The organism is Arthrobacter sp. 10L430 (genome assembly GCF_056395245.1).
In genome coordinates this window covers 1-508 of record NZ_JBFTJD010000074.1, presented here as the reverse complement: position 1 = coordinate 508, position 508 = coordinate 1, and the positions used below count along the sequence as shown (strand labels likewise).

Annotated in this window: 1 rRNA gene; it reads left to right on the top strand. The window is 53.7% G+C overall.

Going from position 1 to position 508, the window contains the following annotated elements:
- Positions 1 to 429: 429 nt before the first annotated feature.
- Positions 430 to 508, top strand: a 23S ribosomal RNA gene (locus AC1DDG_RS21725); the annotation flags it as partial.

Genomic DNA, 508 nt, shown 5'->3' with positions numbered 1-508 from the left:
TAGTACGGTCACTGGTGTTCCCTTCGGGGGGCCCGGTGTCCTGGAACGCTCGCCGGAACGGTATCGCCGGGTAGTGTTTGGCACACTGTTGGGTCCTGAGGCAACAGGACCGTTGACGCGGGCGGGTCGTTTCCTTGTAAGAAGGGGGGCGGCGTGCGTGTGGGGGCGGGTTTGTTTGTTTCTGGTTTCCTGGCTGCACCGATCACACGGTAGGAATTCCCTTTTTTTGGGGGTTGTGTGTGGGGTGTGTGGTACGGGGTTGTTGTTTGAGAACTACATAGTGGACGCGAGCATCTTTTATAAGAAGCAATTTCCAAGAATATGAACCTGGATCTGGCTGCGCGTGATGGTGTCACCCTTTGGGGTGGTGGTGTTGGGTGTGGCTGGTTTTCGTGGTTCTCTCGTGAATTAGTTTTTTTGATCTTTTGTGGTCAAGTTTTTAAGAGCACACGGTGGATGCCTTGGCATTAGGAGCCGAAGAAGGACGTAGGAATCTGCGATAAGCCTG